Annotated in this window: 21 protein-coding genes; 15 read left to right on the top strand and 6 right to left on the bottom strand. The window is 66.1% G+C overall.

The window, feature by feature from the left end; all coding sequences use genetic code 11:
• Positions 1 to 6 precede the first annotated feature (6 nt).
• The 7 genes from ilvD to EJL01_RS11635 all read left to right on the top strand — a co-directional run bounded on the left by ilvD (position 7) and on the right by EJL01_RS11635 (position 9,206).
• On the top strand, positions 7 to 1,728 hold the full coding sequence (ilvD, locus tag EJL01_RS11605; RefSeq protein ID WP_125107791.1) for a dihydroxy-acid dehydratase: 1,722 nt from the start codon (positions 7 to 9) through the stop codon (positions 1,726 to 1,728).
• 29 nt (positions 1,729 to 1,757) lie between these two features.
• Complete coding sequence (locus EJL01_RS11610) at positions 1,758 to 3,518, top strand: acetolactate synthase large subunit (protein ID WP_125107792.1); 1,761 nt, start codon at positions 1,758 to 1,760, stop codon at positions 3,516 to 3,518.
• Between the two features lie 5 nt (positions 3,519 to 3,523).
• Complete coding sequence (gene ilvN, locus EJL01_RS11615; RefSeq protein ID WP_125107793.1) at positions 3,524 to 4,030, top strand: acetolactate synthase small subunit; 507 nt, start codon at positions 3,524 to 3,526, stop codon at positions 4,028 to 4,030.
• A 47-nt stretch (positions 4,031 to 4,077) separates the two neighbouring features.
• Entirely contained in the window at positions 4,078 to 5,103 is a 1,026-nt protein-coding gene (gene ilvC / locus EJL01_RS11620) for a ketol-acid reductoisomerase (RefSeq protein ID WP_125107794.1), read from the top strand.
• A gap of 70 nt (positions 5,104 to 5,173) precedes the next feature.
• On the top strand, positions 5,174 to 6,997 hold the full coding sequence (locus EJL01_RS11625; RefSeq protein WP_125107795.1) for an ABC transporter ATP-binding protein: 1,824 nt from the start codon (positions 5,174 to 5,176) through the stop codon (positions 6,995 to 6,997).
• Positions 6,998 to 7,038: 41 nt separating this feature from the next.
• On the top strand, positions 7,039 to 8,088 hold the full coding sequence (locus tag EJL01_RS11630; RefSeq protein ID WP_125107796.1) for a 3-isopropylmalate dehydrogenase: 1,050 nt from the start codon (positions 7,039 to 7,041) through the stop codon (positions 8,086 to 8,088).
• Positions 8,089 to 8,108: 20 nt separating this feature from the next.
• Entirely contained in the window at positions 8,109 to 9,206 is a 1,098-nt protein-coding gene (locus EJL01_RS11635) for a branched-chain amino acid aminotransferase (protein WP_125107797.1), read from the top strand.
• Here EJL01_RS11635 and EJL01_RS11640 read toward each other — a convergent pair.
• Complete coding sequence (locus EJL01_RS11640; protein ID WP_125107798.1) at positions 9,203 to 10,654, bottom strand: PucR family transcriptional regulator; 1,452 nt, start codon at positions 10,652 to 10,654, stop codon at positions 9,203 to 9,205. The genes EJL01_RS11635 and EJL01_RS11640 overlap by 4 nt on opposite strands.
• Before the next feature lie 143 nt (positions 10,655 to 10,797).
• Here EJL01_RS11640 and gabT point away from each other — a divergent pair, with 143 nt between their 5' ends.
• Positions 10,798 to 12,129, top strand: coding sequence for a 4-aminobutyrate--2-oxoglutarate transaminase (gabT, locus tag EJL01_RS11645; RefSeq protein ID WP_125107799.1), 1,332 nt, complete (start codon positions 10,798 to 10,800; stop codon positions 12,127 to 12,129).
• Here the strand turns inward: gabT and EJL01_RS11650 are convergent.
• Complete coding sequence (locus EJL01_RS11650) at positions 12,110 to 12,775, bottom strand: TetR/AcrR family transcriptional regulator (protein ID WP_164509814.1); 666 nt, start codon at positions 12,773 to 12,775, stop codon at positions 12,110 to 12,112. The genes gabT and EJL01_RS11650 overlap by 20 nt on opposite strands.
• Positions 12,776 to 12,899: 124 nt before the next feature.
• Here EJL01_RS11650 and EJL01_RS11655 point away from each other — a divergent pair, with 124 nt between their 5' ends.
• From EJL01_RS11655 to EJL01_RS11665, 3 genes are all read left to right on the top strand, one after another.
• Positions 12,900 to 13,790 carry a universal stress protein gene (locus tag EJL01_RS11655; protein WP_125107801.1) on the top strand — a complete coding sequence of 297 codons (891 nt, stop codon included), beginning with the start codon at positions 12,900 to 12,902 and terminating at the stop codon, positions 13,788 to 13,790.
• Between the two features lie 62 nt (positions 13,791 to 13,852).
• Entirely contained in the window at positions 13,853 to 15,415 is a 1,563-nt protein-coding gene (locus tag EJL01_RS11660; protein ID WP_125107802.1) for an APC family permease, read from the top strand.
• Positions 15,416 to 15,434: 19 nt separating this feature from the next.
• Positions 15,435 to 16,205 (top strand): fumarylacetoacetate hydrolase family protein, encoded by a 771-nt coding sequence (locus EJL01_RS11665; RefSeq protein WP_125107803.1) that lies wholly within the window; start codon positions 15,435 to 15,437, stop codon positions 16,203 to 16,205.
• On the opposite strand, the gene EJL01_RS11670 is transcribed toward EJL01_RS11665, so the two are convergent.
• Positions 16,180 to 16,911, bottom strand: a complete 732-nt coding sequence (locus EJL01_RS11670; RefSeq protein ID WP_125107804.1) for an ion transporter — start codon at positions 16,909 to 16,911, stop codon at positions 16,180 to 16,182. The two genes, EJL01_RS11665 and EJL01_RS11670, sit on opposite strands and share 26 nt — an antisense overlap.
• 84 nt (positions 16,912 to 16,995) lie before the next feature.
• Entirely contained in the window at positions 16,996 to 18,030 is a 1,035-nt protein-coding gene (locus tag EJL01_RS11675) for a magnesium and cobalt transport protein CorA (RefSeq protein ID WP_241209215.1), read from the bottom strand.
• Positions 18,031 to 18,068: 38 nt separating this feature from the next.
• On the opposite strand from EJL01_RS11675, the gene gltX reads away from it, so the two are divergent.
• A complete protein-coding gene (gene gltX / locus EJL01_RS11680) occupies positions 18,069 to 19,553 on the top strand; it encodes a glutamate--tRNA ligase (protein WP_125107806.1) in 1,485 nt (494 codons plus the stop codon).
• A 9-nt stretch (positions 19,554 to 19,562) separates the two neighbouring features.
• On the top strand, positions 19,563 to 20,495 hold the full coding sequence (locus tag EJL01_RS11685; RefSeq protein WP_125107807.1) for an NAD(P)/FAD-dependent oxidoreductase: 933 nt from the start codon (positions 19,563 to 19,565) through the stop codon (positions 20,493 to 20,495).
• Here EJL01_RS11685 and EJL01_RS11690 read toward each other — a convergent pair.
• Positions 20,492 to 21,898 carry an HNH endonuclease signature motif containing protein gene (locus EJL01_RS11690; protein ID WP_125107808.1) on the bottom strand — a complete coding sequence of 469 codons (1,407 nt, stop codon included), beginning with the start codon at positions 21,896 to 21,898 and terminating at the stop codon, positions 20,492 to 20,494. The genes EJL01_RS11685 and EJL01_RS11690 overlap by 4 nt on opposite strands.
• Positions 21,899 to 22,142: 244 nt before the next feature.
• A complete protein-coding gene (locus tag EJL01_RS11695) occupies positions 22,143 to 22,751 on the bottom strand; it encodes a SatD family protein (RefSeq protein WP_164509815.1) in 609 nt (202 codons plus the stop codon).
• Positions 22,752 to 23,040: 289 nt separating this feature from the next.
• Between EJL01_RS11695 and EJL01_RS11700 the strand changes: the two genes are divergently transcribed.
• Together EJL01_RS11700 and EJL01_RS11705 are read left to right on the top strand one after the other, a co-directional pair.
• Entirely contained in the window at positions 23,041 to 23,439 is a 399-nt protein-coding gene (locus EJL01_RS11700) for a hypothetical protein (RefSeq protein WP_125107810.1), read from the top strand.
• Entirely contained in the window at positions 23,433 to 24,023 is a 591-nt protein-coding gene (locus tag EJL01_RS11705) for an HD domain-containing protein (protein ID WP_125107811.1), read from the top strand. Before EJL01_RS11700 ends, EJL01_RS11705 begins: the two co-directional genes overlap by 7 nt.
• Positions 24,024 to 24,089: the final 66 nt, after the last annotated feature.

A 24,089-nucleotide genomic window follows, 5' to 3' on the forward strand; every position in this document is an offset into this window, starting at 1 on the left:
TGGCTCATGACCGAGCAAGCTTCTGCATCCACCAACGGCGTTGACATCAAGCCGAAGTCCCGCGTCATTACCGACGGCATCGAGGCCACCGCGTCGCGCGGCATGCTTCGCGCGGTCGGGATGGGCGATGACGACTGGGCGAAACCCCAGATCGGTATTGCGAGCTCGTGGAACGAAATCACCCCCTGCAACCTGAGCCTTGACCGCCTCGCGCAGGGCTGCAAGGAGGGCGTGCACGCCGGCGGCGGCTACCCGCTGCAGTTCGGCACCGTCTCGGTCTCCGACGGCATCTCGATGGGCCACGAGGGTATGCACTTCTCGCTCGTGTCGCGCGAGGTCATCGCCGACTCGGTCGAGACCGTGATGGAGGCCGAGCGCCTCGACGGCTCGGTGCTGCTGGCCGGTTGCGACAAGTCACTGCCCGGCATGCTCATGGCGGCCGCGCGCCTCAAGCTCGCGAGCGTGTTCCTCTACGCCGGGTCGATCTACCCCGGCAAGGTGCGCCTCACCGACGGCACTCTGAAGGAGAACGTCACGGTCATCGACGCCTTCGAAGCCGTCGGCGCCTGCAAGGCGGGCCTCATGAGCGAGGAAGACCGCAAGCGCATCGAAGAGGCTATCTGCCCTGGCGAGGGCGCCTGCGGCGGCTTCTACACCGCGAACACCATGGCCTCGGTCGCCGAGGCCCTCGGCATGTCGATCCCGGGGTCGGCCGCGCCCGCATCGGCCGACCGTCGCCGCGACTACTACGCCCACAAGTCGGGCGAGGCGGTCGTGAACATGCTGCGCCTCGGCATCACCACCGAACACATCCTCACGAAGAAGGCATTCGAGAACGCGATCGCCGTCGTCATGTGCATGGGCGGCTCGACGAACGCCGTGCTGCACCTGCTCGCCATCGCGCACGAGGCCGAGGTTGAGCTCACCCTCGACGACTTCAACCGCATCGCCGACAAGGTGCCGCACCTCGCCGACATGAAGCCCTTCGGTCAGTACGTCATGAATGACGTCGACCTCGTCGGCGGCATCCCCGTCGTCATGAAGGCGCTGCTCGACGCGGGCATGATCCACGGCGACGCGCTCACCTGCACCGGCAAGACCGTGGCCGAGAACCTTGCCGAGCTCTCGCCCGAGCCGCTCGACGGCGAGGTCATCCACACCCTCGACAACCCGATCCACGAGAAGGGCGGCATCTCGGTGCTGCACGGCACGCTCGCCCCCGAGGGCGCCGTCGTGAAATCGGCCGGATTCGACCTCGACGTGTTCGAAGGCCCGGCGCGCGTGTTCGAGCGCGAGCGTGAGGCTATGGATGCGCTGACCCGGGGCGAGATCCACCACGGCGACGTCGTGGTGATCCGCTACGAAGGTCCGAAGGGTGGCCCTGGCATGCGCGAGATGCTCGCGATCACCGGTGCGATCAAGGGAGCCGGTCTCGGCAAGGATGTACTATTGCTCACTGACGGTCGATTCTCAGGCGGCACAACTGGCCTGTGCATCGGCCACGTCGCGCCAGAGGCAGTAGATGCAGGACCCATCGCCTTTGTACGCGACGGTGATCTCATTCGGGTTGACATCGCCGCTCGGACTATGGACCTACTCGTCGACGAGTCCGAGCTCTCCTCCCGCCGTGAAGGCTGGGAACCGCTGCCTCCGCGCTATACGCGCGGTGTGCTCGCGAAGTTCGCCAAGCTTGTGCACTCCGCCTCAGAGGGTGCCGTCACGGGTTAACTCCCTTCTCACTGGAGATATCGACGCATATGACAACTCAAGTTGCACCGGAGCGGATGACGGGTGCCGCTGCCGTGGTGCGCACACTCGAACTGCTGGGCGTGACCGACGTGTTCGGTCTGCCTGGCGGCGCGATTCTGCCTGCCTACGACGCAATCCTCGACGCGAAGACGCTGAACCACATCCTCGTACGCCACGAACAGGGCGCCGGCCACGCGGCCGAGGGGTATGCCGCCGCGAGCGGGAAGGTCGGGGTGTGCATCGCCACCTCCGGCCCCGGCGCCACCAACCTCGTTACCGCGATCGCCGACGCCTACATGGACTCGGTGCCGATGCTCGCGATCACCGGCCAGGTGTTCTCGACGCTCATGGGCACCGACGCGTTCCAGGAAGCCGACATCGTCGGCATCACGATGCCCGTCACGAAGCACTCGTTCCTCGTGAAGCGTGCCGAGGACGTGCCCGGCGCGATCGCGAGCGCGTACCACCTCGCTTCGACCGGTCGACCGGGCCCCGTGCTCGTGGACATCACCAAGGACGCCCAGCAGAACGAGTTCGACTTCAGCTGGCCCGTCAAGATTGACCTGCCCGGCTACCGCCCCATCACGAAGGCGCACGGCAAGCAGATCATCGCGGCGCGCGAGGCGCTGCGCGAGGCGCGCAAGCCCGTGATTTACGCGGGCGGCGGCGTCGGCCGAGCCGGCGCATCCCCCGAACTCAAGGAACTCGCGGAGCTCACCGGTGCGCCGGTCGTCACGACGCTCATGGCGCGCGGCGTGTTCCCCGACGACCACGAGCAGATGCTCGGCATGCCCGGCATGCACGGCACTGTGCCCGCGGTGCTTGCGCTACAGGAGGCCGACCTGCTGTTCACGGTCGGCGCCCGCTTTGACGACCGCGTGACCGGCAAGTCCGAACTGTTCTCGCCGAACTCGAAGGTCGTGCACATCGACATCGACCCGGCCGAGATCTCGAAGATCCGCACCGCCGACGTGCCGATCGTGGGTGACGCCAAGGAGGTGCTCGCCGACGTGATCCGCGCCGTGCGCGAGGACTCGGGCGAAAAGCCCGACCTCGGCGAGTGGTGGGAGTTCCTCAACGGGCTCCGCAACGAGTTCCCGCGCGGCTTTGCCCCGTCGACCGACGGCCTGCTCGCGCCGCAGCACATCATCGAGCGCATCAGCGACCTCACCGGCCCCGAGGCGGTCTACGCGACCGGCGTCGGCCAGCACCAGATGTGGGCGGCGCAGTTCCTCAGCCTGCAGCGGCCCAACTCGTTCCTCAACTCCGGTGGCGCCGGCACCATGGGCTACGCGGTTCCCGCGGCCATGGGCGCCAAGGTCGGCGAGCCCGACCGCGTGGTGTGGGCGATTGACGGTGACGGCTGCTTCCAGATGACGAACCAGGAAATTGCGACCTGCGTCATCAACAACATCCCGATCAAGATCGCGGTGATTAACAACTCGTCGCTCGGCATGGTGCGTCAGTGGCAGACCCTCTTCTACGACGGTCGCTACTCGCACACCGACCTCAACACGGGGCACGCCTCGGTGCGGGTGCCCGACTTCGTGAAGCTCGCGGACGCCTACGGCGCCCTCGGCATTCGCGTTGAAAAAGAAGACGAGATCGACGACGCGATCAAGCTCGCGCTCGAGACGAACGACCGCCCGGTCGTCATCGACTTCGTCGTGTCGGCCGAGGCCATGGTGTGGCCGATGGTGCCGCAGGGCGTCTCGAACAGCTTCATTCGCTACGCGCGCGAAGCCAGCCCGGCCTACGAGGGGGAGTAACTCAGATGTCGAAGCACATTCTTTCGCTGCTCGTCGAAGACAAGCCCGGCCTTCTCACCCGCGTTGCGGGCCTGTTCGCACGCCGCGGCTTCAACATTGACTCACTCGCGGTCGGCGCCTCGGAGGTCGAAGGCCTCTCGCGCATGACCGTGGTCGTGAACGTCGAAGATTTCCCGCTCGAACAGGTGACGAAACAGCTCAACAAGCTGGTCAACGTCATCAAGATCGTTGAGCTCGACCCAGCCAGTGCGGTCGAGCGGGAGCACATCCTCGTCAAGGTGCGCGTGGACAAGCAGACGCGCTCCGAAGTTATCGAGGCCGTGAACCTGTTCCGGGCGCGTGTTGTGGACGTCGCCCCCGACTCGCTCGTCATCGAAACCACGGGTGACTCGGGCAAGGTTCAGGCGCTGCTGCGCATGCTGGAACCGTACGGCATCCGCGAGCTCGTGCAGTCCGGCCTAATCGCGGTTGGCCGCGGCCCCAAGTCCATCTCTGAGCGCGTGCTGCGCTAACCACAAACATCACATCCAGAACAGAATTCAAGGAGAACCGATCACACATGGCTGAGATCTTCTACGACAACGACGCAGACCTGTCGATCATCCAAGGCAAGAAGGTAGCCGTCGTCGGCTATGGCTCGCAGGGTCACGCGCACGCACAGAACCTGCGTGACTCGGGCGTCGAGGTCGCAATCGCGCTCCGCGAGGGCTCGAAGTCGGCCGCGAAGGCAGAAGAGGCTGGCTTCCAGGTGTTCACGAACGCCGAGGCCACCAAGTGGGCTGACCTCATCATGATCCTCGCGCCCGACCAGAGCCAGCGCTCGCTCTACGCCGAGGAGATCGAGCCGAACCTCACCGACGGCAAGACACTCGCCTTCGCGCACGGCTTCAACATCCGCTTCGGCTACATCACCCCGCCGGCCGGCGTTGACGTGATCCTCGTCGCCCCGAAGGCGCCGGGCCACACCGTGCGTCGCGAGTACGAGGCCGGCCGCGGCATCCCCGACATCATCGCCGTCGAGAACGACGCGTCGGGCTCGGCCTGGGAGACCGCGAAGTCGTACGCGAAGGCGATCGGTGGCACCCGAGCCGGCGTCATCAAGACGACCTTCACCGAAGAGACCGAGACCGACCTGTTCGGCGAGCAGGCCGTGCTTTGCGGTGGCATGAGCCACCTCGTGCAGGCCGGCTTCGAGGTGCTCACCGAGGCGGGCTACCAGCCGCAGATCGCGTACTTCGAGGTGCTGCACGAGCTCAAGCTCATCGTCGACCTCATGTGGGAGGGTGGCATCACCAAGCAGCGCTGGAGCATCTCGGACACCGCCGAGTACGGCGACTACGTTTCGGGCCCCCGCGTTATCGACGCGAACGTGAAGCAGAACATGCAGGGAGTGCTCGCGGACATCCAGTCGGGCGCCTTCGCGAAGCGCTTCATCGAGGACCAGGACGCTGGCGCGCCCGAGTTCAAGAAGCTCCGCGAGCAGGAGCAGGGCCACCCGATCGAGAAGACCGGTCAGGAACTGCGCAAGCTCTTCTCGTGGTCGCAGCAGGACACCGACTACACCGACGGTCAGGCCGCACGCTAGTCGCGAACACCACCCTTTTGAGGCAAGGCGCCACCCGCTCGCGGGTGGCGCCTTGCCTAGTATTGGAGGAGTGAAGAGTCTCGCGAAGCTGGTTACGTACACGAAGGAACTGAACCCGTACTACCTCGCGATCATCGTGCTGACGCTCGTCTCGGCGGCCGGCGCACTCGTCACCCCGTTCATCATCGGTGCGGCGACCGACGAGATCGTCGCGATCGTCGGCGGCGAGCGCACGTTCGAGGCCGCGATCGCGGGCGTCGTGTGGCTCGCGGTCGCGTTTCTTGCGATTGAACTCGTGGTCACCGGCGCCGACGCCGCGGGCGGATACTTCGGCGACGTCATGAGCGCGAAGATGCGCTCGCTGCTGTCGACGCGCTATTACAACCAGCTGCTGCAATTGCCGCAGCGCTACTTCGACGACGAGCTCACGGGCACGATCGTCTCGCGCCTCGACCGCACGATCACCGAGGTGACGCGGTTCATGCAGTCGTTCGCGAACAGCATGTTCTCGATGCTGATCACGACGGTCGCGGTGCTCATCATCACCGCGTTCTACTCGTGGCCGATCGCGCTGCTGCTGTTCCTGCTGTTCCCGATCTACATGTGGCTCACCGCGCTCACGTCGAAGCGCTGGCAGCGCATCGAGCACGAAAAGAACGCCCACGTCGACACCGCGCGCGGTCGCTTCAGCGAGGTCGTGGGACAACTGCCCGCCGTGCGCTCGTTCGCGCAGGAACGCCGCGAGTGGAAGCTGTTCGTTGAGGAGTTCACGGCCACCGTGCGGCTCACCGGCTCGCAGTCGCGCCTCTGGCACGGCATGGATGCCCTGCGCCGCCTCGCCCTCAACCTCGCGTTCTTCGGCATCTACCTCATCCTGTTCATCCAGACCGCGCAGGGGCGCTTCAGCCTCGGCGACATGGTGCTGCTGATTCAGCTCGTGAGCATGGCTCGGGCGCCCGTGTCGATGATGTCCTGGATGATCGACGCTGCCCAGCATGCGGTGGCCGGCTCGCGCGACTACTTCACGGTGATGGAGCTGGCGCCGGATGAGCGCGAGGGCCTCGAGCTGCGCGACCCGGCGGCAACTGCCGAGAGCCGCGAACGGCAGGCGATGGCCCTGCCGGTGCGCTTCGACAACGTCCGCTTCGCCTACGACGAGGAGACGCCGGTGTTGTCGGGCATCTCGTTCGACGTGCGCCGCGGCGAACGAATCGCCTTCGTGAGCGGCTCGGGCGGCGGCAAGAGCACGATCGTCAGCCTGCTGCTCGGCTTCTACCGCGTGAACTCGGGCAGCATCGAGCTGTTCGGGGAGGACATCGCGCACCTGAAGATGCGCTCGCTGCGCGACCAGATCGGCGTCGTGTTTCAGGAGCCTTCGCTGTTCAGCGGCACGATCCGCGAGAACATCTCGTATGGCCGCCCCGAGGCGAGCGAGGCCGAGATCGTCGACGCGGCCCGCCGGGCGAATGCCTGGGACTTCATCTCGGGGTTCCCGAAGGGCCTCGACGCTGTCATCGGCGAGCGCGGCCTCAAGCTGTCCGGCGGGCAGAAGCAGCGCATCGCCGTCGCCCGCGCGATGCTCAAGGACGCACCGGTGCTCATCCTCGACGAGGCGACGAGCGCGCTCGACACGAAGAGTGAGCGCGCGGTGCAGACAGGCCTGGATGCGCTCATGGCGGGGGACCGCACGAGCCTCATCATTGCCCACCGCCTCTCGACCATCCGCGACGTCGACCGCATCATCACGCTGCGCGACGGTCGCATCGACGAAATCGGCTCGCCTGCCGAGCTTGCCGCATCCGGAGGCATCTATGCCGAGCTGCTCGCGCTGCAGCTCGAGGGCACCTCCGCGAGCCGCGAGCGGCTGCGGGAGGACTACGGCATCGACGAATAGCGGCGGTAAGCTGGCAGGACGTGAGTGAAAGGACACACCGGGTGGCACAGCAGCTAGATCTTGGGATCATTCAGGGCGACGGAATCGGCCCCGAGGTCATTACGGAGGCGCGGAAGGTGCTGCGCGCGGCGCTGCCCGAGGGGGTGGAGCTCACCGAGACGGACTACCCGCACGGCGCATCCCACTACCTTGCGACCGGTGAGGTGCTCAGCGCCGAGGCGCTCGACAAGCTCAAGCGCCACGACGCCCTGCTGCTCGGCGCCGTCGGAGGCGACCCGAACGACCCGAAGCTCGCGGGCGGCATCCTCGAGCGCGGCCTGCTGCTCAAGCTCCGCTTCGCGTTTGACCACTACATCAACCTGCGCCCGTCGAAGCTCTGGCCGAGCGCCCGCAGCCCGCTCGCGACGCCCGGCGACATCGACTTCGTCGTCGTGCGCGAGGGCACCGAGGGCCTCTACACGGGTAATGGCGGCACGATGCGCACCGGCACCCCGCACGAGGTCGCGACCGAGACGTCGGTGAATACCGCGTACGGCGTCGAGCGCACCGTGCGCTACGCGTTCGAGCTCGCGAAGACGCGCCGCAACAAGCTCACGCTTGTGCACAAGAAGAACGTGCTCATCAACGCCGGTCTGCTCTGGAACCGCACCGTGAACGCGGTCGCCGCCGAGTACCCCGAGGTGGCTGTCGACTACCTGCACATCGACGCGGCTACAATTTTCATGGTCACTGATCCCGCTCGCTTCGACGTGATCGTGACCGACAACCTCTTTGGTGACATCATCACCGACCTTGCTGGCGCCGTTACCGGTGGTATCGGCCTGGCAGCCTCGGGCAACATCAACCCCGAGGGCGCGTTCCCGAGCATGTTCGAACCCGTTCATGGCTCGGCACCAGACATTGCAGGCACCGGTAAGGCGGACCCAACCGCAGCCATCCTCTCGGTTGCCCTGCTGCTGCGCCACTTCGGCCACGCCGAGGCAGCCGACCGTGTCGAGGCAGCCTGTGAGGCCGACCTCGTCGCCCGTGACGGCGCGCCTCGCAGCACGAGTGAGATCGGCGACGCCATCGTCGCGCAGCTCAACAACTAAGTTTTTTTGAGAGGACTCCCATGTCGACCACGACCGAACTCGAATTCCGGATCGAGCGCAACAGCAGCGCGAAGTTGGATGCCGAGGTCGCCGAAATCCTGCAGAACCCGGGATTCGGGCACTACTTCACCGACCACATGGTGGTCATCGACTGGACCAAGGACGGCGGCTGGCAGGATGCCCGTGTCGTGCCCTACGGCCCCCTCATGCTCAATCCCGCCAGCGCGGTGCTGCACTACGCGCAGGAGATCTTTGAGGGGATGAAGGCGTACCGTCACGCCGACGGCACGGTGCACACCTTCCGTCCCGACCGCAACGCGGCCCGCTTCGCAGGCTCGGCCCGTCGCCTCGCGCTGCCGGAACTGCCCGAGGAACTGTTCATCGAGTCGCTGCGCCAACTCGTCGAGATTGACCAGCGCTGGGTGCCCGAGTATGGCAAGGACCAATCGCTCTACCTGCGCCCCTTCATGATCGCGAACGAGGATTTCCTCGGTGTGCGGGCCGCGGAGTCGGTCTCGTACTACGTCATCGCGTCGCCCGCGGGCTCGTACTTCCAAGACCCAACTCAGCCGGTCAGCATCTGGCTCGAGCGCGAGCTGTCGCGTGCGGGCAAGGGCGGCACGGGTGCGGCGAAGTGCGGCGGCAACTATGCCGCGAGCCTGCTGCCGCAGCAGACCGCGTATGCGAACGGCTGCGAGCAGGTGCTGTTCCTCGACGCGTTCGAGCAGAAGTACCTCGAGGAGCTCGGTGGTATGAACATCGTGCTCGCGTTCAAGGACGGCACCGTCGCGACCCCAGAGTCGGACTCGATTCTCGCGAGCGTGACGAACGAGGCGATCCTTGAGCTCGTCGCTGAAGCCGGCCACAAGGTCGAGCGCCGCCGCATCACGCTCGACGAGTGGCGCGAGGGCGCCGCGGCGGGCGAGATCACCGAGGCGTTTGCCGTCGGCACTGCCGCCGTGATCGCGCCGATCGGCACGCTCAAGGCAACCGACTTCGTCATCGAGAACCCGCCGGTCACCCTCGACTCGCTCTCCATGCGCATCCGTGCGCAGCTCACCGGCATTCAAAACGGTGAGGTGCCCGACGCCCACAGCTGGCTGCACCAGCTCGTCTAGCGACGGGCGCTCCGGCGCAGCAAGCGGGTCGCGGTGCGGGCGAGTGAGAACTGCACGACGTCGGCCGTGACCCGCGGGTCGAGCCCCGAGACCTTCACGATCTGCTCGATGCGATAGCGCACCGTGTTGCGGTGCGTGCCGAGCGCGTCAGCCACCTCGGTGACGCTGCCCGAATGGGCGAGCCAGGCGTCGAGGGTGTCGACGAGCGCCGTGCCGTGCTCGGCGTCGCTGCGCTCGAGCGGCCCGAGCACCTGCTGAGCGAGTTGCGCCAGCGGCGCCTCGTCAGCGCTGAGGATGAGCGAGGCGAGCGAGAGTCGCTCGGCGTGGCCGATCTCTTCGCCATCGCCGAGCGACGCGAGGGCATCACGGGCCTCGTACCAACTCCAGCGCAGCGCCGGGCTGACGGGGTAGGCGCCGCCGACCCCGAGATGCACCGAGATACCGGCGGCGCGAGCCGTCACGAGCAGCACCTCGGCCGCGATGTGCGGGTCGACAACGCGCTCGTCGAGCACCACGACGAGCGCGTCATCGATGATCGCCGTCGCCGTCGCCTGCAGCGAGACGGGGATGCGCATGCCGCCGAGTTCGCCGCGCGAGCCGCGCTGCTGCTCGGCCACGACCATCCGGTAGCTGCGGTCGAGGCGCAGCCCGAGCTGCTCGAGGCGGGATGCCGTGGCCGCGTCATCGAAGCGGTCGTCGCCGAGTTCGGCGAGCACCTGCCCCGCCTGCTCGCGTGCCGCACGGACGCGCCGGGCCGCCTGCGCGAGGTAGAGCCCGACGAGCGAGCGGGCGCCGTTGACGAGGTCGTCGTCGCGTGGTCGCGTCGCGTGCAGCGTCGCCTGGCCCGAGCTGCCGAGGGCGATTGGCAGCGCATCCCAGCCGCTCGCCGCCGGGTCGTCAACCTCGAGCGTGCCCGAGACGACCTCACCGTTGAGCGACACCGCGAAGTGGGCGCCGGTCTCTTTCTCGAGCCGCTCGAGCATGGCGTCGAGCCCGCCGTCGCTGAGCAGTAGCTCGACGAGGCGGTGGCGCTGCCGGTAGCGCGACTCGAGCTTCGCGACGCGCTCGCTCTCGTTGAGCTCGGCGACGCGGCGGATCACCTCTGAGAACGCGACCTCGAAGGGCACCTCGAACACCGGCAGGCCCGCGCGCCTCGCGGACGCGAGCAGCGCATCCGGCAGTTCGTCGTGGCTAATGCCGACACCGAAACCGATGCCCGCCGAGCCGGCCTTCGCGGCAGTCGAGACGAACTGCTCAAAATTGCCGGGAGTGCGCAGCCGCACCCCGGTGGTAAGAACCAGCTCGCCACCCGCGAGGTAGGGGGAGGGGTCGATGAGTTCGGTAACGACGGCCCAGTCGACGGGGCGGCGCAGCTGCGCGTCGTCGCCGAGGCGGGGCCGAAGCCCGAGCTCGGGGGTGCGCAGCAGACCGGCAATTGTCGTGACCATGGACCGAGCCTATTGCTCGTGCGCATGCACAACAAGCGAAATGAGTGTCGTGCAAGGCCACATCAAATCGCCGGGGCCATCAGCGTACGCTGACCTCAGTGGCGAAGAATTGCGTCCGTCAGCAACGAAAGGAAGGCAGAGCAATGGAGTTCCGTCTCGAACAGCAGCGAAAGATTGTCACCGAGATCCCCGGCCCCAAGTCGCAGGAGCTCGCGAAGGAGCGCGCCAAGTACGTCAGCGCGTCGATTGGCTCGGCTCTGCCCAGCTACATCGAGGACGTCGACGGTGTCGTACTGCGCGACGTCGATGGCAATCAGTTCATCGACTTCGGCTCGGGCATCGGTGTGACCACGGTCGGTAACGCGAACCCCAAGGTCGTCAAGGCCGTGCAGGAGGCCGCCGCGAACGCGCTGCACCTGCAGATCAACACCGCGCCCTACGGCAACTACATCGAGCTCTGCAAGCGACTCACCGAACTCACCCCCGGCAGCTTCGACAAGAAGGCCGCCCTGTTTAACTCGGGCGCCGAGGCGCTCGAGAACGCGGTGAAGATCGCGCGCAAGTACACCGGTCGCAACGCCGTCGTCGTGTTCGACCACGCCTTCCACGGCCGCACGAACCTCACCATGGCGATGACCGCGAAGAACATGCCGTACAAGGACGGCTTCGGCCCGTTCGCGAACGAGATCTACCGCGTGCCGCTGAGCTACCCCTTCCGCGACCCCGAGGGCATGACCGGTGAAGAGGCTGCGGCCCGCACCATCACCGCCATCGAGAAGCAGGTCGGCGCGAACAACGTCGCTGCGATCGTCATTGAGCCGCTCGTCGGCGAAGGTGGCTTCCTCGTGCCCGCTGACGGCTTCCTCGAGTCGCTCGTGAGGTTCGCGAACGACAACGGCATCGTCTTCGTCGCCGACGAGGTGCAGGCCGGCATGGCCCGCACCGGCAAGTGGTTCTGCTCGGAGTGGAGCGGCATCGAGCCCGACCTCATCACCACCGCGAAGGGCCTCGCTGGCGGGATGCCGCTCTCGGCCGTCGTCGGTCGCGCCGAGATCATGGATGCCCCGCAGCCCGGCGGCATCGGTGGCACCTACTCGGGCAACCCGGTGGCGAATGCTTCGGCGCTCGCAACCCTCGACGCCTACGAAGAGCAGGGCCTGCTCGACGCCGCGCTGAAGATCGGCGAGGTGGCGAAGGAGATTCTCGAGCCGCTCGTTGACGAGGTCGGCATCGTTGGTGAGGTGCGCGGTCGCGGTGCGATGCTCGCGATCGAGTTCGTCAAGGATGGCTCGAAGGAGCCGAACGCCGAGGTCGTTGGCAAGATCGTCAAGTCCGCCCTCGAGCAGGGTGCGCTGTTCCTCACCTGCGGTACCTACGGCAACGTGATTCGCCTGCTGCCCCCGCTCGTGATGCCCGAGGAGACTCTCCGCGACGGCCTGAACGTGCTGGTCGAGGCTATCCGCGCGAACGCGTAACTACGTAGTGGTCGTATGACCAGCTGACGATGGCCTCGAAGCCGATATCGAACAGCTCGTCATTGACATCGTGTTGGCTGCGCGTCGGCTGCGCCTCAACCGCCTTCGAAAAGGTTGGGGCGTAGCCAGCGAGTTCGCCGACGTTGTAAATGTCTTCCGGCGCGTGTTCGTTGATCGCGTTGCCATAAATGAACGACTCGAGCGCCGTGATGAGTCGCACGACCGAGTCGAGCGGCCAGCCGGCCGCCACGAGCACCTTCGTCACCTGCTCGTACATCGCCACGGTCTGAGGCGACTCGATCACTTCGGTGGTCGCGATGGCCGTGATGAGCTCGGAGTGGTTCGCCATGATGTCGCGATAGCTGCGGGCCCAGACCTTGAGCGCCTCTCGCCACGGCAGCGTGTCGAATGCGTCGGTGTCGACCTCGCCCATGATCGCGTCTTCGATCCAACGAAGGATCTCGAGCTTCGAATCGGCATGGTTGTACACGGCCGACGGGGTGACGTTGAGCTGCGAGGCAAGCTGCGTCATCGTGAACGACTGCACGCCGTTCGTTGCAATAATCTTGCGGGCTGCGTCGGTGATGACCTCGCGGCCGAGGATGCGCGTGCGCGGCCGCCCTGCCGGGCGTCGATTGCCAACCATTTCGACCTCCTTGGTGAATGTCTCCAGCGTAATCAATAAATGATCGTCATTCGTCAGCGAAGCCATTCGGGGTAGCATTGTCGGCGCGCAGAGTTGCGTGCGCGACACAGAGGAGTGGCAACGAATGGCCGAAACGCAGGTACCCCGTGATCGATTCGTCGTTGGGTATATTGCGGATGCCCGCGGCTACGACGCCCTCGAGTTCGCGAGCTTCATGGCCGAGGGTATCGACGCCGAGGTGCGCATCGTCATGGTGCTGCCCGAGCCGAACGCCTTTGGTACTGCGAGCGTCGGTACCCCAGTTCCGAGCGACCACATCTACTCGCATCAGCTGCGTGACTGGGCCGACGATGCGCTGCGGCGCGTGCCCGAGGGTATCCACGCGCAGGTCGACTTTCGCTTCAACGATTCGGCCGCGCATGGGTTGCTGGATGCTGCGGCCGAGCTCGACGCGAAAATGATCGTCATCGGCGCGCAGGCTGGGCCGCTGCTCGGCAAATTCACGCTCGGTTCGGTCGCGAACGCGTTGCTGCACGCATCCCCGGTGCCGGTCGGTCTCGCACCGCGCAGGTTCACGAATCCAGGCGGCGGCGTGCAGCGGGTCACCGGCATCTACGGCACGCGCTCGGGCAGCGAAGTGGTGATCGGCCGATCGGTTGTGCGTGCCGTACGACGCGACGTGCCGCTGCGGCTCGTGTCACTCGTGCAGATCGACCAAATCGCGCCGCGCGACGTGCGCGAGATCACCGATGAGGCCCGTCGTTTCGGTGGCGAGCAGCTCGAAGCGGTAGCTTCGGGGCTGCTCGATTCGGGACGCGCGACGATCGAGATCGCCGAGGGGCATCGCCTCGAGGATGCCCTCGCAAAGATCGAGTGGCGCCCGGGCGACGTGGCCTATTTGGGCTCGAGCCGGCTCGGCCGCGGGCTCAGCGTGTTCCTCGGCTCGCGAGCCCGGCGCATCCTCGATGCGCTCGAGGTGCCGGTCGTCGTGCTGCCGAGCGAATACCTCGACTGAGCCTGACGCGTACGGTCGGTGCGCATCCTTATGTCCTGAACTAAATCGATTAATGGAGCGGAATGACGAAGCAGATCGACGGCCCCATCACCACCGCGATTAAGGGCCCGAGCTCGAAGGGCCTCAGCGTCGGCAAGGTCGGCGTGATTGGCGGCGCCGTCATCGGCGTCTCGACAATTGCGCCCGCGTACACCCTCACCTCGGGGCTCGGGCCGACCGTGTCGGAGGTCGGGTTGCAGACGCCGGCGATCTTGCTCATCGGCTTCATCCCGATGCTGCTCGTGCTCTTTGGGTACCGAGAGCTCAACATGGCACTGCCCGACTCGGGCACCTCGTTCACCTGGGCGACGCGCGCGTTTGGCCCGATCATCGGGTGGATGACCGGCTGGGGCCTCGTGTCGGCGACGATTCTCGTGCTCTCGAACCTCGCGGCGGTCGCGACCGACTTCTTCTTTATTCTGCTCGCGCAGATCACCGGTAACTCCGCGATCGCGGACGTTCCGGGCGACAACCTGTTCCTCAACATCGTCGTCACGACGATCTTTGTCGCGGTCGCGGCGTGGATCGGGTATCGCGGCGTCGAGACGACCGAGCGCGTGCAGTGGGGCCTCGTCGTGTTCCAGCTCATCGCGCTCGTCTGGTACTCGGTCGCCGCGATCTCGTCGGCGCTCGGCGGCGACGCCTTCGACGCGACGCCGGTCGACGTGAGCTGGTTCAACCCGTTCGAGGTCGGCGACCTCTCGGTGGTCATCGCCGGCGTCTCGCTCTCGATCTTCATGTTCTGGGGGTGGGACACCGTCATCACGATGAACGAGGAGACGAAGGACCCGAAGCGCACGCCCGGCCGTGCCGCCACCGTCACGATTATCACCATCGTCGTGCTCTACCTGCTCGTCACGGTCGCGACCCTGATGTGGGCTGGTGTCGGCGATGAGGGGCTCGGTGCCGGCAACCCGGAGAACCAGGAGTCGATCTTCGCGGTGCTCGCGCCCGAGGTGATGGGGCCATTTGCGATTCTCATGTCGATCGCGATCCTCACCTCGTCGCTCGCCTCGCTCCAGTCGACGATGGTCTCGCCGGCACGCACGATGCTCGCGATGGGCTTCTACGAGGCCATGCCGAAGTCGTTCGCGAAGATCTCGCCGCGCTTCAAATCGCCTGGGGTTGCCACGTTCGTCGCGGCCACCGCATCCATCGTCTTCTACGTGGTCATGCGCCTGCTCAGCGAGAACGCGCTGTGGGACACGATCACCGCGCTCGGCATGATGGTCTGCTTCTACTACGGCGCCACCGGGCTCGCCGCGGTCTGGTACTTTCGCCGGAGCTGGTTCACGAGCCTCCGCAACTTCTTCATGCGCTTCCTCTTGCCGCTCGCCGGCGGCGCGACACTCGTGTGGATGTTCGTGCAGACCTGCATCGACTCAATAGACCCCGGGTATGGCTCGGGTTCGTCGATCAGCGGGGTCGGCCTCGTGTTCGTGCTTGGCATCGGCGTGCTGCTGCTCGGCGTGGTGCTCATGATCGTGATGCGCGTCGTGAACCCGCGGTATTTCCGCGGCGAAACCCTCGAGGTATCGGAGTACGAGCGCGACAAGGTCGAGGGTGTCGAGTTGTTGCCCGAGTAGGGCGCGTTAGGCTGGCGCGGTGAAGATCGCACGTTTCGATTACCAGAACCAGCTCGCCTACGGCATTCTCGACGAAGAGACCAACGAACTCGTCAAGCTCTTCGGCGACCCGCTCTATACCGGCTTCGAGACGACCGACGAGCGCATCCCGCTCGACGAGGCGCGCCTGCTCGCCCCGGTCATCCCGCGCTCGAAGGTCGTTGCGTTTGGCCGTAACTATGCCGCCCACGCCGCCGAGATGGGCAACGAGGTACCGGGCGAACCGCTCATGTTCCTCAAGCCGAACACGTCGATCGTCGGCCCCGGGCATCCGATCATCCTGCCGAAGCTGTCCGAAGAGGTGCACTACGAGGCCGAGCTCGCCGTCGTGATCGGCCAGGTGGCGCGCAACGTGCCCGCGAGCGACGCGGCGCAGGTCATCTTCGGCTACACCGTCGGCAACGACGTCACCGCTCGCGACCTGCAGCGCAAGGACGGCCAGTGGTCGCGCGCGAAGGGCTTTGACTCGTTCTGCCCGCTCGGCCCCTACATCGAGACCGAGTTCGACCCGACCGAGGGCGCGATCGGTAGCCAGGTCAATGGCGAGACCCGCCAGGTCGGCAACCTCAACCAGATGGAGCGCTCGATCGGCACGCTCATCGAGTACGCGTCGAGCATCTTCACCCTGCTGCCCGGCGACGTGCTGCTCACCGGCACCCCCGAGGGTGTCGGCCAGATCGTCGACGGCGACGAGGTCACCTGCGCGATCGAGGGCATCGGCGCGCTTATGAACCCGGTGACTGCTGCTTAAGTAGCAACGCCTTGATTTCTGCGAGCTCGTGGCGCATTGCCGCGAGCTCGTGGTCGTGTGGGAGGGCTTGGCGTTCGTCTCTGGGCGCCGTCTCGTGCAGATTCGACATCGTGTCGACGATGACCGCGATGAAGAGATTGAGCATGACGAACGCCGACACGAGGATGAACGGGATGAAGAAGAGCCACGCGCTCGGATGCGCATTCATCACGGGCACGACGACCCCGAGCGCCCAACTGTCGAGCGTCATCACCTGAAAGAGCGTGAGCAGCGACGCCGGGATCGAGCCAAACATCTCGGTGTGTGAGTCGCCGAACAGCACGGTCGCCATCACGGCGCCGACGTAGAAGATGATTGCCATGAGCGCGGCGATCGCGCCGATTCCCGGGATGGCCTGGATGATCGCCTCGGCGATGCGGCGCAGCTGGGGGAGTCGGTTGACGAGCCGTAGCACCCGCAGCACGCGCAGGGCGCGGAGCACCGCGAGCGGCCCCGATGAGAGGATGAGCGCGATCGCGACGACGAGGAAGTCGAACACGTTCCAGCCATCGCGCCAGAATGCGCGCCCGAGCGAGAACATCTTCGCCGCGAGCTCGATGATGAAGTTCTGCACCCCCGGGTGCAGCACGAACTCGCCGATGCGACGTCGGAGGCCCGTCGCGTGGGGATTGGGCTGCCAGGGCTCAGGCGGGGAGGCGGTGCGCATTCGCTAAGCCTAAAAAGCGTGCGGGCGCATCGACATCGCCCCGTTGGCGTACTTGGCCTGCGCCTTCGGACGGGACGCGGCCAGCTACATCCAATTTGCGCGTTTGAAGAAGAAGTAGAGCCCGACGCCGACCGCGAGCATCATGCCGAGCGCCATCGGGTAGCCGAACGCCCAGTGGAGTTCAGGCATGTGGTCGAAGTTCATGCCGTAAATGGCCCCGACGAGGGTCGGGGCGAAGAGGATCGCGGCCCAACCGGAGATCTTCTTCATGTCTTCGTTCTGGCGCTGCGCCACAAGGGTTGAGTTGACGCTGAGGATCTGCGTGAGCGACTCCTTGAGCTCGCGCGTCTGCGCGACGTGGCGCGCCAGGTGGTCGGCGACGTCGTCAAGGTACTTCTGCAGCTCGGCGGGGATGTCATACTTCCCGAAGCCGCCGCGCAGGGCCGTCACGACCTCGGTCATTGACGACACGGTCTGAAGCATGTCGATGACCTCCTGGCTCAGGCGATAGATGCGCTCGGTGACCGCCGCATCCCCGCTAAATACCTGGCGCTCGATCTGCTCCTGGTCGATCTCGAGGCCGCGGAGCACCGGCTCGTAACCGTCGACGATCGCGTCGATGACGCGGTAAACGACCGCCTCGGGGCCGAGCGCGAGCAGGTTCGTCTGCGCCAGCACGCTGTCGTCGTCGCGGCGAATCAGGCTGAAGGGATGCTCGGCGTCGTGATCGCTCACCCGCGTGCCGTCGATCCATTCGTTGTCTTGGCAGAGCACGGCGACGTTACCCGGGCGCACGAGCACGTGGAACTCGTCGAAGTCGATCTCTTCGATGTCGTCAAGGTAGCGGGCCGAGCGCAGTACGAGCAGCAGCACGTCCCCGGCGCGCTCGAGCTTCGGCCGCTGGTTCGCGATGAGGATGTCTTCGAGCATGACCGGGTGCAGCTGCCAGGCGGTGCCGAGCTCGGCGATCTGCTCGGGCGTGGGCTCTGGGTAGAACGACATGGCCATGCGATCGGGTGCGTCACTGACGAAGTCGAGGGCGTCGGCGGGCGTCGTACCGGCGGGGGCCTTCGAGGGCTGCCCGCCAGAAATAAGGCGAATGATCGGGCCATGAGTCACAAGTCGAATGGTCTCACGAACATTAGGATAGAGAGACCATGACTGCACCATCAGAGATTCGTGTTCGTTTCTGCCCGTCGCCCACCGGCACCCCGCACGTCGGGCTCATCCGAACCGCCCTGTTCAACTGGGCATATGCGAAGCACGTCGGCGGTACGTTCGTGTTCCGCATCGAAGACACCGACGCGCAGCGCGACTCGGAGGAGAGCTATCAGCAGATTCTCGAGGCGCTGAATTGGCTCGGTCTCGACTGGGACGAGGGTATCGGCGTCGGCGGCCCGCACGAGCCGTACCGCCAGTCGCAGCGTGGTGACATCTACCAGGATGTGATTCAGAAGCTGCTTGAGGCCGGTCACCTCTACGAGTCGTTCGCGACGGCCGAGGAGATCGAGGCGCGCAACGTCGCGAACGGTCGCGACCCGCGCCAGGGCTACGACAATTTCGAGCGCGAGCTCAGCGACGAGCAGAAGGCGGCGTTCCGCGCCGAGGGCCGCGAGCCGAGCCTGCGTCTGCGTGTGCGCGACACCGACCTCAGCTTCGACGACCTCGTGCGCGGCGAGATCACGTTCAAGGCGGGCTCGTTCCCCGACTTCGTCGTCGTGCGCCCGAATGGCCAGCCGCTCTACACGCTCGTGAACCCAGTTGATGACGCGCTCATGGAGATCACGCACATCATGCGTGGCGAGGACCTCCTCTCGTCGACGCCGCGACAGATCGCGCTGTACCACGCGCTCGTCGAGATCGGCGTCGCGAAGTTCATTCCGCGCTTCGGTCACCTCCCGTACGTCATGGGCGAGGGCAACAAGAAGCTCTCGAAGCGCGACCCCGAGTCGAACCTGTTCCTGCACCGCGACCGCGGGTTCCTCCCCGAGGGCTTGCTCAACTACCTCGCGCTGCTCGGCTGGTCGATTGCGGCCGACCGCGACGTGTTCACGATGGAAGAGATGTGCGCGGCGTTCGACGTCGCCGACGTCAACCCGAACCCGGCCCGCTTCGACCTGAAGAAGGCCGAGGCGATCAACGCTGAGCATGTGCGCCTGCTCGAGCCCGAGGACTTCGCGGGTCGGCTCGTGCCGTACCTTCAGGCCGCCGAGCTCGTCGCGACGCCGGCGACGGATGCGCAGCTCGAGATCGTGCGCCAGGCCGCGCCGCTCGTGCAGTCACGCATGCAGCTGCTCGGCGAGACGCCCGGCCTGCTCGGCTTCCTGTTCGTGTCGACCGACGACCTCGTGTTCGAGGACGACGCGCTCAAGACGCTGAAAGATGGCGCGCTCGACGTGCTCGCGGCAACCGCCGAGTCGCTCGAGGGCGTGAGCGAGTGGGCGACCGAGCCGATCGAGGCCGCGATGCGCGCGAAGCTCATCGACGAGCTCGGCATCAAACCGCGGCTCGCGTTTGGCCCTGCCCGCGTCGCCCTGTCGGGTCGCCGCATTTCGCCGCCGCTGTTCGAGTCGATGGAGCTGCTCGGCCGCGAGGCGACGCTCGCGCGCATCCAGAAGCTTCGCGACCACCTGAGCGCCTAGGGGGCCGATGTGACCATCGCGCCGGAAGACCACTACGAGGTCGTCATTGTTGGCGGCGGCCCCGCCGGCCTGCAGGCGGCGCTGCTGCTTGCGCGGCAGTTGCGCCGCGTGCTCGTGCTCGACGGCAATCGGCCGCGGCACTCGGCGACGATGGAGGCGCACGGCTTTCTCTCACGCGACAACATTCCTCCGAACGAGCTGCGTGCCGCTGGCCGCGAGTCGGTCGAGGCGTACGAGAACGCCGAGATTCAGTTCGCGCAGGTGACGCGAATCTCGCGTGACGGCGAGGGATTCCGGGTCGAGGCGAAGGGGGTGCGCGGCACGCGGGCACGGCTCGTGCATGGCGATCGCGTAATTCTCGCGACCGGGCTGAAGGAAATTTTTCCGGAGTTGCCGACCCTGCGCGCGTACTACGGCACGCACATCCACTCGTGTGTCGTGTGCGATGCGTGGAATAAGCGCGATGCCTCAATCGCGGTGTTTGGCGTGCCGAGCGCGAAGACGCTCGCGTACCGGGCCGCGCAGTTGTCGCGCATCGGCTCGCACGTGACGCTGTTTGCGAACGAGGAGCAGGTGCACGAGGTTGATGCCGAGCGGCTGCGGCTGCTCGGTGTGGCCGTTGACCGCCGCGACATCGAGGACGTCGTGGGGGAGCGCGCGACCATGACGGGCGTGCGCACCGTCGATGGCGATGTGGTGCCGGTCGAGGCGGCGTTCGTGCTGCCGGCGTTCGAGGCACAGATCGGGTTTCTCGACGACGACCTGCGGCCCGATCTTGATGCCGAGGGCCTCATCGTCGCCGACAACTTCGGCCGCACCCGTGTGCAGAACCTCTACGCGACGGGCGAGCTCACCGCGCCCGGGCCCGAGGTGCTCATCATCTCGGCGGGCAAGGGCGCACGCACGGCGATCGCCGCGCACCGCGACGCGACCGGGTTCTAGAACGGCGCCGGGTCGTCGGCGTACTTGAACTCTGGGCCCATGACTGGGCCCATCGGTTCTGGGTAATCGATGAACACATGGCCGAGTGGTGAGGTCCACTCGAGCACGCCGCCGCCGAGATGTCGTACTCGCCAGGGCTTGCGGTGTTTCTGTATGTGGTGGCGTTTGCAGAGGTATTGCAGGTTTTCGGGCACGGTTTTGCCGCCGATTTCCCACGGAATGGTGTGATCGAGCTCGCATTTCGCCGCGGGTCGGCGACAACCGGGGTGCCGGCAAGTTTGATCTCGTGCACGTAGGTAGCGGGTGAGCGATGCGGTCGCGACCCGGGTGTCGGCCGTAATGACGTGGCCGTTGATGGGGTCGGTGAGGATGCGCTCGATCGAGGGCACATCGCCGAACCAGTCGCGAGCCTCCTCGACGCTCATCGGCTGTGTGCCGTTGAGCGTCGCGATGTCGCGCGGCGCTTCTGGGTCGCGAAGCGCGAGCACGGGCACGACGATGCTGATGTTGGCTTCCACGCGCCGTTTGCCGGCGGACTTGCTCTCGAGGATGCCCTGCGGGGTGGAGGTGAGCAGGGTGTCGAGGAGGAGGTCTGCCCGGATTTGCTCGATGGTGCGCTCGTCGGGCCGGAAGTCGTCGGCGTCTGTGCCAGATGCATCCCCGCCGTTCGCTTCGTTGTGTTCGGCGATCTCGCGCTTGTTCTCATCGCGCAGGATTTTGGCCTCGGTGGTCAGCAGGTCGAACGCAGCGTTCGCCATGCTCGAGGGCAGGTACGCCGAGAGCCAAGACATGCCGTTCTCGACATCTTGGATGACGACGCGGCGTTCTTGTACCTCGCGGGCATGGTTCTCTTCGAACTCGCTTGCCGCGAGCCGTGCGGCCTGGCGCTCGGCGAATTTCTCGGTCTTGCCGGGGAGGTGCGTCTTGGCATAGTTGAGCACCTGCTCGCCGTAGGAGTCGAGGACCTCGTCGGGCAGGTCTTTCGAATGCCGCAGCATCGAGTCAACTTGTTGCTTCGAGACTTCGCCGGCGCGCAACGGCTCGAGCCAAGAGGCGAACTTTGAGGTGAGCCGGTGTGAGGCGTGCGCGCGCGTGATCAGTGCGGCGTCGCTGAGGTTGAGGAGGGCGCCATAGGAGCCCATGATCGAGCGAAGGTTGTGGCGAAAGAGCTCGGCATACGCCCCGCGATGCGGGTGTTCCGCACGTTCGGCGTGTGACCGCTGCTCGGTGATGAGGAACGCGGCCGAGAGCGCCTGTGCCTCGGCGGCGTCGGCCTTGCCGCGTGCCGCCTTCACCTCGACGAGGAAGTCGCCGATCTGCTGTAGCGGCTCGTTGAGTCCATCGGTTTCGGGAGGAGGCGTGGCGGAGTCGAAGTGGTCGTCGGCTGGTGGCGTAGATGGCATCGGGCTGCACCTCCTTCGCGGGATGTGTCAATTCTCCCAGCAATAGAACAGAAAGGCAAGAGGAATCTTCAGTGCATTAGAACAAACATGCTAATTAAGCCCACGTGCTTCGGCGTGCATCCTCTCGTCGTGCGAGTCGAAGTCCCGTGGAGCTGAAGCAAGTGCACCACGGGCCTACGACATGAATCGACGACGCTGGATATTGCGTGCCGCTGCCCGTCTCGGCGCGGTGCGGCTTTGCCGTCTACGCGAGCTTGCCGAGCTCGGCGATGGTGTCGGCGAGGATGCGCAGCTGATTCGTGCGCACCCGCTGCGAGTTCGCGGATGCGCTGATGCCGAGGGCTTCCGCGGCGCGCTGATTGTCGACGCCATCGAGCAAGAGGCGGAGGCTGTGGCGCGCGCCGGCGCGGAGCCGCGCGAGCTGCGCATCCACGAGCTCCACGGTCACCCGTGCCAGCGGGTTGGCGGCCTCGCGACCGTCGACAATGCCGGTGCGAACGTCGACATATTGCGGGTCGTTTTCGAGGGCTTCGGAGGCCTCGATCGCTTCGCGGGCGCGCCACCACGCGCTGCCGTCCTGTATGTCGCGCTCTTCGTCGATCACTCGAACCTCGCCGCCGCCGAGGCCGAAGCGCAACTCGACCACGCCGTCGAGCAGGAGTCGCAGTCGGTAGCTCGCAGCGAGCGCTGCACCGAGCGTGGGGTAGATGCCCTGCAGTTCGTCGCCAACGGTGGGATGCAGTGGCTCAAGCGCTGCCGCAGAGTCGAGTTGGGGCAGCGCGTCGAGAATCGCCGCGTGGGCCGCCGAGCGATCAGAGCCGCGCGAGTCGACGATGTCAACAAGCAGCGCCACGCATGAAGTATTTGCCTTCATTTTGCTCATATGAAGAGTTTACCTTCATTTTGACTGCTTTGGAAGGGGTGGAGGCTGAGGTGGAGTGGCCGCAATGTCGCATGCTGCTGCTTGACTTGCGTTAGCGGCCAGCCTCGGCGTGGCACGACACGCCCTGGCTGAAACTGCGACAATCAACAGGCGCGCCTCGCGTACCGCGAAGCAAACCTTCATTTCTCAGAAATGAAGCCCAAACCTTCAGTGCCCGCGAGCGAACTACACCCGAACATCCCACACCGTAGGAGGCGAAATGGACCCCCTCGAGCTGCTGCTCAAGGCCCTCATCATCGCCGCCCTCGGCGTGGTCGCGCTGCTCGGCAACCCGGTCGTTCGCTTTCTGCTGCGCCGCATCGATGCACCGCAGCCGTCGGCCGAATCAGGCCTGCCGCTGCTCGAGACCGGCCGCGTGCTGCGCGGGGGCCGCTGGATCGGCATCCTCGAGCGCGCCGCCGTGTACGCGACGCTCGTCGCCGGCTTCCCGGCCGGCCTCGCGATGATCATCGCGATCAAGGGCCTCGGGCGATACCCCGAGTTGCGTGCGCAGGCCGACTCTCGCGTGGGCGAGCTCTTCATTATTGGAACGTTCGCGAGCATGCTCTGGGCGGCCGCGTTCGCTGGAATCGCGTATGGAGTGGTGCGACTGTGGTGACCAATGACGGCGGCAATCTCGACACGGCCGGGCTGCCCGACTCTGTGCAGCAGCGGCTGCTTGAGATGTGGCAGGAGCCCCACCGCGACTACCACGGCGTGACCCACCTCGAGTCGGGCCTCGCGGCGCTCGACACGCTTGGCGGCACGCAGCTCGAGAAGATCGCCTTTTGGTGCCACGACGCCGTGCACACCAACACGTCACCCGACGACGAGCACGCGTCGGTCGACATCGCCGAGCAGCTGCTCTGGGGCAACCTCACCGATGGCGAACTCGACGAGGTGACCCGGCTCATCCTCATCACCATCAACCACTGGCCGGATGCGCAGGACGCGGCCGGCGCGCGGGTGTCCGACGCCGACCTGGTCGGCCTCGCGCTCGACTGGGATGCGTACGAAGAGAACATCGAGGGCATCCGCGTCGAGCTGCCGGAGCTGAGTGGGCGGGCGTGGCGAGCGCGCCGCCGCAAGCAGGTCGACGACCTCGTCGGTCGCCCGCAACTCTTCTTCACCGACTACGGCCGCGACCACTGGGAAGACCGGGCCCGCGTGAACCTGCTGCGCGAACTCGACGATCTTCGCTAGCCCCAATCGCCCAACTCGTCACACACCGTAATAGCTGTAACTCGGGGTCACGGTGGTTCGCTTCGG

It is taken from the genome of Gulosibacter massiliensis, from assembly GCF_900626105.1.
GTDB classification, from domain to species: Bacteria; Actinomycetota; Actinomycetes; order Actinomycetales; family Microbacteriaceae; genus Gulosibacter; species Gulosibacter sediminis.

Excerpts from the sequence above, each read along its gene's own strand:
- ilvD (WP_125107791.1), top strand. The coding sequence starts at position 7 with ATGACCGAGCAAGCTTCTGCATCCACCAACGGCGTTGACATCAAGCCG.
- EJL01_RS11610 (WP_125107792.1), top strand. The coding sequence starts at position 1,758 with ATGACAACTCAAGTTGCACCGGAGCGGATGACGGGTGCCGCTGCCGTG.
- ilvN (WP_125107793.1), top strand. The coding sequence starts at position 3,524 with ATGTCGAAGCACATTCTTTCGCTGCTCGTCGAAGACAAGCCCGGCCTT.
- ilvC (WP_125107794.1), top strand. The coding sequence starts at position 4,078 with ATGGCTGAGATCTTCTACGACAACGACGCAGACCTGTCGATCATCCAA.
- EJL01_RS11635 (WP_125107797.1), top strand. The coding sequence starts at position 8,109 with ATGTCGACCACGACCGAACTCGAATTCCGGATCGAGCGCAACAGCAGC.
- EJL01_RS11640 (WP_125107798.1), bottom strand. The coding sequence starts at position 10,654 with ATGGTCACGACAATTGCCGGTCTGCTGCGCACCCCCGAGCTCGGGCTT.
- gabT (WP_125107799.1), top strand. The coding sequence starts at position 10,798 with ATGGAGTTCCGTCTCGAACAGCAGCGAAAGATTGTCACCGAGATCCCC.
- EJL01_RS11650 (WP_164509814.1), bottom strand. The coding sequence starts at position 12,775 with ATGGTTGGCAATCGACGCCCGGCAGGGCGGCCGCGCACGCGCATCCTC.
- EJL01_RS11655 (WP_125107801.1), top strand. The coding sequence starts at position 12,900 with ATGGCCGAAACGCAGGTACCCCGTGATCGATTCGTCGTTGGGTATATT.
- EJL01_RS11660 (WP_125107802.1), top strand. The coding sequence starts at position 13,853 with ATGACGAAGCAGATCGACGGCCCCATCACCACCGCGATTAAGGGCCCG.
- EJL01_RS11670 (WP_125107804.1), bottom strand. The coding sequence starts at position 16,911 with ATGCGCACCGCCTCCCCGCCTGAGCCCTGGCAGCCCAATCCCCACGCG.
- gltX (WP_125107806.1), top strand. The coding sequence starts at position 18,069 with ATGACTGCACCATCAGAGATTCGTGTTCGTTTCTGCCCGTCGCCCACC.
- EJL01_RS11690 (WP_125107808.1), bottom strand. The coding sequence starts at position 21,898 with ATGCCATCTACGCCACCAGCCGACGACCACTTCGACTCCGCCACGCCT.
- EJL01_RS11700 (WP_125107810.1), top strand. The coding sequence starts at position 23,041 with ATGGACCCCCTCGAGCTGCTGCTCAAGGCCCTCATCATCGCCGCCCTC.